Annotated in this window: 9 protein-coding genes; all 9 read left to right on the forward strand. The window is 46.4% G+C overall.

Annotated elements, in window-relative coordinates; genetic code table 11:
- On the forward strand, positions 1-1,154 hold a 1,154-nt coding region (locus BM007_RS22850), incomplete at its 5' end, for a type VI secretion system Vgr family protein (protein WP_139210952.1).
- A gap of 22 nt (positions 1,155-1,176) precedes the next feature.
- On the forward strand, positions 1,177-2,232 hold the full coding sequence (locus tag BM007_RS22855) for a PAAR domain-containing protein (RefSeq protein WP_090421166.1): 1,056 nt from the start codon (positions 1,177-1,179) through the stop codon (positions 2,230-2,232).
- A 24-nt stretch (positions 2,233-2,256) separates the two neighbouring features.
- Positions 2,257-2,691, forward strand: a complete 435-nt coding sequence (locus tag BM007_RS22860) for a hypothetical protein (protein WP_244319951.1) — start codon at positions 2,257-2,259, stop codon at positions 2,689-2,691.
- 22 nt (positions 2,692-2,713) lie between these two features.
- Positions 2,714-3,787: a hypothetical protein gene (locus tag BM007_RS22865; protein ID WP_061716464.1), complete on the forward strand. Its 1,074-nt coding sequence runs from the start codon at positions 2,714-2,716 to the stop codon at positions 3,785-3,787.
- Between the two features lie 347 nt (positions 3,788-4,134).
- Positions 4,135-4,485, forward strand: coding sequence for an immunity protein Tsi6 family protein (locus BM007_RS22870; RefSeq protein ID WP_048992422.1), 351 nt, complete (start codon positions 4,135-4,137; stop codon positions 4,483-4,485).
- Positions 4,486-4,510: 25 nt separating this feature from the next.
- On the forward strand, positions 4,511-5,578 hold the full coding sequence (gene tri1 / locus BM007_RS22875) for an ADP-ribosylarginine hydrolase Tri1 (RefSeq protein ID WP_090421172.1): 1,068 nt from the start codon (positions 4,511-4,513) through the stop codon (positions 5,576-5,578).
- Positions 5,579-5,667: 89 nt separating this feature from the next.
- The gene (locus BM007_RS22880) at positions 5,668-6,039 is read left to right on the forward strand and encodes an immunity protein Tsi6 family protein (protein WP_223237591.1); all 372 of its coding nucleotides are present in this window, start codon (positions 5,668-5,670) and stop codon (positions 6,037-6,039) included.
- Between the two features lie 38 nt (positions 6,040-6,077).
- Complete coding sequence (gene tri1 / locus BM007_RS22885; RefSeq protein ID WP_024909799.1) at positions 6,078-7,178, forward strand: ADP-ribosylarginine hydrolase Tri1; 1,101 nt, start codon at positions 6,078-6,080, stop codon at positions 7,176-7,178.
- Positions 7,179-7,336: 158 nt separating this feature from the next.
- Positions 7,337-7,757, forward strand: a 421-nt coding sequence (locus tag BM007_RS22890; protein ID WP_217642347.1) for a contractile injection system protein, VgrG/Pvc8 family, incomplete at its 3' end; no start/stop codon positions are given.

Below are 7,757 nucleotides of genomic sequence, written 5' to 3' on the forward strand. Positions count from 1 at the left end.
AGTTCTATGCCCGCATCCGTCAGGAACGCTGGCAGGTGGAGCACCAGCAGATTCAGGCCACCGCGACGGCGGCGGGGATTGCGCCAGGGCACACCTTCACGTTAACCAACGCGCCGTTCTTCAGCGACAACGGTGAGTATCTGGTGACGGCGGCGGGTTACCACCTCGAAGAGAACCGCTATGCCAGCGGCGAGGGGGAGACCATACACCGTACCGATTTCACGGTCATCCCGTCGGCGGTGGTGTACCGTCCGGCGCAGTCCACGGCGTGGCCGCGCACCTACGGCCCGCAGACCGCGAAGGTGGTGGGCCCGAACGGCGAGAGTATCTGGACGGACAAATACGGCCGGGTGAAGGTGAAGTTCCACTGGGACCGTCTGGCGAAGGGCGATGACACCAGCTCCTGCTGGGTGCGCGTGTCGAGCGCGTGGGCGGGCCAGGGCTACGGCGGGGTGCAAATCCCGCGCGTCGGCGATGAGGTGGTGGTGGACTTTATCAACGGCGACCCGGACCGTCCGATTATCACCGGGCGCGTGTACAACGACGCGAGCATGCCGCCGTGGGCGCTGCCGGCTGCGGCGACGCAGATGGGCTTTTATAGCCGCAGCAAAGATGGCCATAAAGACAATGCCAATATTCTCCGTTTTGAAGATAAAGCCGGGCACGAGCAGATCTGGATCCATGCAGAAAAAAATATGGATACGGATATTGAAAATTCTGAAACTCATGATGTCGGTGTCGATCGTAGAAAAACCATCGGACAGGATGAGAATATTACGATTAAGCGGAACCTGAAATCAGATGTAGGTAATAATGAAACGCATAATATTGGTAACAAGCACGTTATAAACGTTGGGAAAGATCAAACCGTCTTGACCATGGATAAAGAAGGTAACGCGCTGCTGGAATCTGTGACCACGATTAAACTCAAAGTTAAAGACAACTATATTCTGATCGCCCCGGATACCATTGAGATTCACGTAGGCCAAGGCAACCTCAAAGCAGAGGCTGTGGAACAAGCCATCTTCAAAGGTGATGAGCTTACAAAACTAGGTGATGGGATCAATACCGAGCTCAAGGCAAATGATACGGTGAGTATAACGGGAACTAACCTTACCGATATTAAGGGCGCGATTGTAAAAGTTAACAGTTAATCTGCGTACAGAGAACGCTATTATGGGAAAACCAGCCGCCAGAGCGCGCATTGATTCCAGCGCACATACTGGCCCAATTCAAAGCGGAAGTCCCAACGTAATTATTGGCGGATTTCCGGCAGCACGAAAAGGCGACCCGCTTTCATGCTCCCAACATGGTCAGGGAAGTATTCTCAGTGGTTCAACAACGGTATTTGTGAACGGTTTGCCTCTCGCCAGGGAAGGTGACAAGACGGGTTGCAATACCTCAGCGACCCCTGCAGTCGCATCCACTCAACCCGCACCTCCGCAATACTGGGGCGGTACGGCGGCGAAGGATGCGGGTAAAGATGGTGCTATACATGGTGATGTTTACGACGCCCGTGTGCTTGGCGCATATGCAAGCCTTGAAGATAAATCCGGCTTTGGAAAACCTGATACAGCTTCAGCCGGATTCGCACTTGCCGATATCACGGTCGGGAATACAAAAAGCCAGGATAAATATAAAGGCGAGGTACGTACTAAAGTAGGGGTGGCGGCTGCCAGCGGCACGTTAGTGACCGATCGAGCTGATTACGGGGCGATTAATCTCAATGCAAACGCCACCGCGATACAATATGGCGCCTCGGGAAGCATTGGTAAAGAAGGGCAACAATACGGCGGCGTCGGTGGGGATGTATACCTGGCAACCGCTGAAGCGAAGGCCGTCAGTGAACTATATGACGGAAATAAAGGGCGTTATGGTTTTAATGTTGAACTTGGCGCAGAAGCCGCGGCGGTCAAAGGAGAGGCGACGGCTAAAGCCGATTTTTATGGCGTAGTCGTTGCCGATGGCAAACTTTCAGGGAGTGCAGGGAGCGCTGGCGCTTCTGCAGGCGTGGGAACCTGGATTGATAGCACTGATTATTCATTTAACCTTAAGGTGTCCGGTGAGCTTGCAGCGGCGCTCGGTCTGGGAGGGGATGCCAGTATCAAATTTGCTCTCAAACCGATCCTTGACTGGATTTATGACGATGATGAAAGTAAGCCGTCCCCAGCGGCGGGCAGTGGCGATGGTGTGATTAAGACTGGCTGTGTTACAGTCCTGATAGGAGATTAAAATGTGTAAATGGGGAACGTTGTGATGCATTGGATTTTCTTTATTCTCTTTATGATTTGGACGCTAGCGCTTATCTGGAATGGAAAAGATTTATTTAACAAAAAGCAGTGGCTCCTTGCGGGGTTAATGTTCGTTCTGGTGTTAGTGGCTACGGTCGTCATTGGCTTTACGTTGAAATGGCTTGCTCAGTCAATGTCATTATTTTCCGTCGCAACGGCCAAGCATTATTCGATCATCTTATCCATGTCTTTCCTGTGTGTTTGGGGATTAAAGATCACAGTAGTGCTGCTCTGCACGTTATTTTCCGGGATTATGGGGGGGCACAAAAGATACAACGCGGAAAATTATGAAAAATTATCGTCTATGACACGTGCCGTGGCGCCTGGCTTACTTATCTTTGCTAAAAGCTTAATTACCCTCGGAAGCTTCCTTATGTTTTCGGGTTTATGGCTTAAGTAAGCGCGACGAGTGAGGTTGCATTATGGTTACTGAAAAACAATATTTTTTTCCTCTTGAGATAAAGGATCAGGAAAAAGAGATTCGGGAAAATTTCTGGAAATGTCTCTATACCTCTGCAGAAAAAGAGATGCTTCATTACTGGCTATTGTTACCCCAGAATGTTAAGCCAGCAGAGTTAAAGCCGATCACGTTTCAGGAGGTTGGGCTGACGAATATCGGACGATACATCGCCGATGACACCGGCCCCTATATTGAAGTCTGGGCTGCATATGAACACTGTCAGTGGGAGATGAATGCGTCAGACTGGCTTATCAATAAGCTCGATTTAATGGGTGAGAAAGTACTGAGCCAAAGGATAATTACTCATCCTTCAGGAAGCGGGAAGTTTGCGGATATCCTGTCCATTAAAATGATGCCATCGGGTGATGAGGTCGTTTCACGATATACGGTGCAGAAGGATTATAATCCTGTAAATGGTGGGGGAAATTACTTCCTTTTGAAAACGGCTTGTGCGTCGAAGGATTACAACACGATTGCCGATACTATTTTCCTGATTGCTATCAACTGGGATTTACTGCATCGCAGCAATTTGATGCTTTCAGAACTGTTGAAAACAGTCAGCCTTAGCAACAAAAATGACAGTGGATTTAAAATTCCGGATTCATGGCTGGTGAATACGCTGGATGATAATCGTCTGGTAATTGAACACACAATAGGTAACGTCAACCATGGAGTGATTAATTTCTGTCTTTTCCGTCAGGCTGATTATCCCGCTGCGCAGGCTATTTTCGATGAAGCAACTGCGCGCTTTAACCGCCACGATAGTGCGGTCTCTCTTACGACATCGGACATTGCCAGCATCCCAAATGATATCAATCCCACGTTTACAGGCGATCTTTATAGCTGTACGGGAGAGGTAGTCAGTGCTGCTGAGAATATCAGGGCTTATTACGATATGCGTATCTTTAAAATTAATGATTTGTGGTGTTACGTTGAGGTGGTTGGGCCTCATCGTAATCATCAGGATTATTATTACGAAGCCAATAAACGATGCATGGAAATCATTCTTTCTACGTTTCGCATAGAAAAACGATGAGCTGACAAAGTTAATTCATGACCATCTAAATAAAACCACAGAAATGTGGTTTTATTTTTGTTTCACAGAAACAATATCATAACCGCCTTCGTTCTGAGGATTAGTTAACTTCAGGCACTGAGATCAGATCATCGTGGAATAAAAAATCATGCTCAGCTGAACTATCGTTCAGCTCGCGGGAGTGGATATTCTGTTCTGAAAACTGACATCCCGCTATGTTAACGGCAAGATTATCCACGTGGCGAACGGTGCCGTTGAGAGAACGGGCAGGCACTATGCTGTGTAACAGGTAGAAGTGGAGTATCCGCAGGTTCAGGCCACCGCCAGGGCAGTATTTGAGGTGACTCATGAGTAAAGAAAATTACACCGCGCTGGATTATATCAATGATGCTATTGATGCAATTAATCATCGATTAGAAGAAAATCCTACATTTTCTTTATATGTTATGGCAAAGAATCAGTTGGACTATATTAAGTCTATTCTAACGGGGTCTGAGAAAGATAAAAGTAAATTGCACAAATTAAATCTTGGAGTGCTTGCGTCAAAAGAGTTTGATACAACCGATGCAGAACTTGCTCAGCATTTGTCCAATGTTAATTATATAGCTTCGCAAATGGGAAAAGGATTGAAGTTTATTCTCCCTCATGAGCAAGACGTTGAGTATTTGAAAAGGCAAAGACGGTATCGCAAGTGGTAAACAACGTTTGATTAAAGGGTGCGGGATGATAGATCTTTACAGCGAAGATTCAGTAATTAATCATTATGCCGATCGTTATAATAACTACATGCCAGTTAATGTTCGTAAGGTAATAAGAAGCAGCATTGATGATTCAAATTACTCTCATGTATGGGATGAAACATTACCTTTAATCACAAATGAAGATGTTTCACGCGATAAAGCACTTGGGGCGTTAGTGGGTTTGGCTGTTGGCGATGCAGTTGGCACTACTCTTGAATTTAAACGCAGAGATAGTGAACATGTAGTGGATATGATTGGTGGCGGGCCCTTTGAATTAAAACCCGGTGAATGGACAGATGATACGTCTATGGCATTATGTCTGGCAGAAACTTATCTTTCAGAAAACAGAATGCATACCGATGTACTTAGAAAATATCTCCTGAAATGGTATCTCAATGGGGAGAACAGCAGTAATGGTCGTTGTTTTGATATCGGTAAAACGACGCGATTCGCGCTTGAACAGTATATGCTTGTCGGACCTTCCTGGTATGGTAATACAGAAAAGCACACGGCTGGTAATGCTGGGGTTATTCGTCAAGCTCCGGTGTCTATCTTCCGTCGGAAATCGCTGCGTGCGATTTACTTCGAATCCCAGGCTCAGAGTCGAGCAACTCATGGTGCAGTAGAGTCAATTAATGCATGCCAATTCCTCGGATTAGTATTGCACTATTTAATTAACGGTTATCAAAAAGACGAAGCTTTTTCGCCTCATGTTTTCCCATTATGCGCGCGTGTAATGATCATAAACGCGGGTGAGTATAAGCAGAAAACTCGCGATCAGATTCGTTCAAGTGGTTATGTTATCGATACGCTTGAGGCCGCGATGTGGTCCGTATGGAATACTGACAATTTCCGTGATGCGATTCTGCTGGCTGCCAATCTTGCCGATGATGCTGACAGCGTCGCGGCGACGGCGGGACAAATAGCGGGGGCGTTGTATGGTTATTCCGCTATCCCGCAGGACTGGAAAGATAAACTCGTACAACACGAACGTATTGCCACAATGGCGGGTAAACTATTCGATAGAGCGCCTGAGGATAATTTTTTATAGTTAGAATTACCAAGGGTAAGCGAGGGCATATGATGACTTGCGATCAGGTATGGAATTTTTAGTTAACTGAATCTACTGCAATGAATGAAATGACAATGTTTGGTTACGTTGATAGAGCATTAACTTTAGCACAGAAAAGATATGCAGACGTCAAGAATCGTGATCCCCAATCCCCGCTTTTGCAAATGTACGACTCTATTGTACAACAATTATTATTTCTACGGGATTTAATCGAAGGCAAGGAAAAGGATAGAGCGAAATTATGGGATATGACGTTCGGTATGTATGCAGGGAAGGAGTTTGATCATTCTGATGAGTTGTTTTTTGAAAGGTTGTCAGATGCCTGGTTTATTGTGGATCAAATCCGCCGAGGGTTAAAGGTTAGGCTGCCGCATGAGGTCGATACCAACTATAATAAAAAGAAACAAAACCTCATGAAGAAATTCCCTGATGAATTTTAGTATTTCATATGAATAATATTTTTTATTATGGGTGAAAGGTGATTGACTTACATGCTGATTTAAATGCCTTGTTAAAATATGTTGATAGATATCGTAAATACTTACCCATTAGCAGACCTTCAGTCCAGCGAAGGATGCAGTATACGTATGATAATAAGCCATTAGAATCATCCTCAAATAGTGATGTACAAAAACAATGGGATTTAACACCACCATGTAATATTTCACTAGCGCAATCACGGGATCGTGCGGTAGGTACGCTTATTGGTCTTGCTGTTGGAGATGCTGTAGGTACGACGCTCGAATTTTTACCTCGTGACAAAGCACACGTCAAAGATATGACAGGTGGTGGGCCATTTCGACTTCGTGCCGGCGAATGGACGGATGATACATCCATGGCGTTATGTCTTGCGGAAACGCTCCTTGAGAAGGGTGATGCTGATACTATATGCTTCAGGAATAAGCTTCTGGAATGGTATCAGCATGGTTATAACAGTTCAAATGGCGTCTGTTTTGATATAGGCAATACAACTCGGTTTGCTTTAGAACAATATTTAATAGTTGGTCCTGGGTGGAACGGTAATACTTCGCCAGAAACTGCCGGTAATGCTTCCATGATCAGACAAGCACCTGTCTCTATTTTTTTTAGAAAATCATTAAGCAAAGCGTTTTATGAAGCTAAAAAACAATGTATCGCAACACACGGTGCCGCGGAAGCAATAAATAGCACGCAGTATTTAAGTTTTTTGCTTGTGCATATGATTAACGGTAGCAATAAAGATTTTGTTTTTACACCACACGTTATGCCGCTTCAGCCACGTGTAATGATCATTAACGCGGGTGAGTATAAGCAAAAAACTCGCGATCAGATTCGTTCAAGCGGTTACGTTATCGATACGCTTGAGGCCGCGATGTGGTCCGTATGGAAAACGGATAATTTCCGTGATGCCATTCTGCTGGCAGCCAACCTTGCCGATGATGCTGACAGCGTTGCGGCGACGGCGGGACAAATAGCGGGAGCATTATATGGTTATTCCGCTATTCCGCAGGAGTGGAAAAATAAACTCGTACAACATGAACGTATCGCCAAAATGGCTGGTGAATTGTTCGATAGAGCCCCTGAAGACACTTTCTTGTAACTGTTTATCTCGATGAAAATTCAGGAAAAGTTGTTTTTTTTGTGGCATGAGAAGTCAATCTTACAGCTACTCATTATCAAACCAGCAGCGTTTACGCTTTGCGTATTGAAATGAGTTAACTTCTGGCACTGAGATTAGTCCATAGTGGAATAAAGATTATGCTCAACCGAATTACCGTTCAGCTCCCGGTGGAGGGGCTTCTGTTCTGGAAACTGACGGGCCGCGAGGCGATGTCCGAGTCGTTCGCGCTGACGCTGACCGTGCTCGGCACGGACGCGCGCATCGACCGCAGTAAGCTGCTGGGCCAGCCGGTCACGGTGACCATCCCGACGCAGAGCCTGCTGACGTCCCGCTATATTAACGGCAAGATTACCCGCGTGGCGGTCAGCGCCGTTGAGCTGACGGGCACCCGCTATGCGGTGTACCAGCTGACGGTGGAGCCGGACCTGTGGCCGATGAAGCGCGACCGTAACCTGCGTATTTTCCAGGGGCAGACGGTGCCGCAGATTGTGAAAACCCTGCTGGGTGAGCATCAGGTTAACGTTGAGGACAAACTCACCGGCAGCTACCGGGTATGGG

The sequence above is a fragment of the Enterobacter sp. NFIX59 genome (assembly GCF_900113755.1).
Classification (GTDB): Bacteria; Pseudomonadota; Gammaproteobacteria; order Enterobacterales; family Enterobacteriaceae; genus Enterobacter; species Enterobacter pseudoroggenkampii.

Coding starts and splice junctions, on each gene's coding strand:
- tri1 (WP_090421172.1), top strand. CDS start 4,511: ATGATAGATCTTTACAGCGAAGATTCAGTAATTAATCATTATGCCGAT.
- BM007_RS22855 (WP_090421166.1), top strand. CDS start 1,177: ATGGGAAAACCAGCCGCCAGAGCGCGCATTGATTCCAGCGCACATACT.
- BM007_RS22880 (WP_223237591.1), top strand. CDS start 5,668: ATGACAATGTTTGGTTACGTTGATAGAGCATTAACTTTAGCACAGAAA.
- BM007_RS22870 (WP_048992422.1), top strand. CDS start 4,135: ATGAGTAAAGAAAATTACACCGCGCTGGATTATATCAATGATGCTATT.
- BM007_RS22860 (WP_244319951.1), top strand. CDS start 2,257: ATGCATTGGATTTTCTTTATTCTCTTTATGATTTGGACGCTAGCGCTT.
- BM007_RS22865 (WP_061716464.1), top strand. CDS start 2,714: ATGGTTACTGAAAAACAATATTTTTTTCCTCTTGAGATAAAGGATCAG.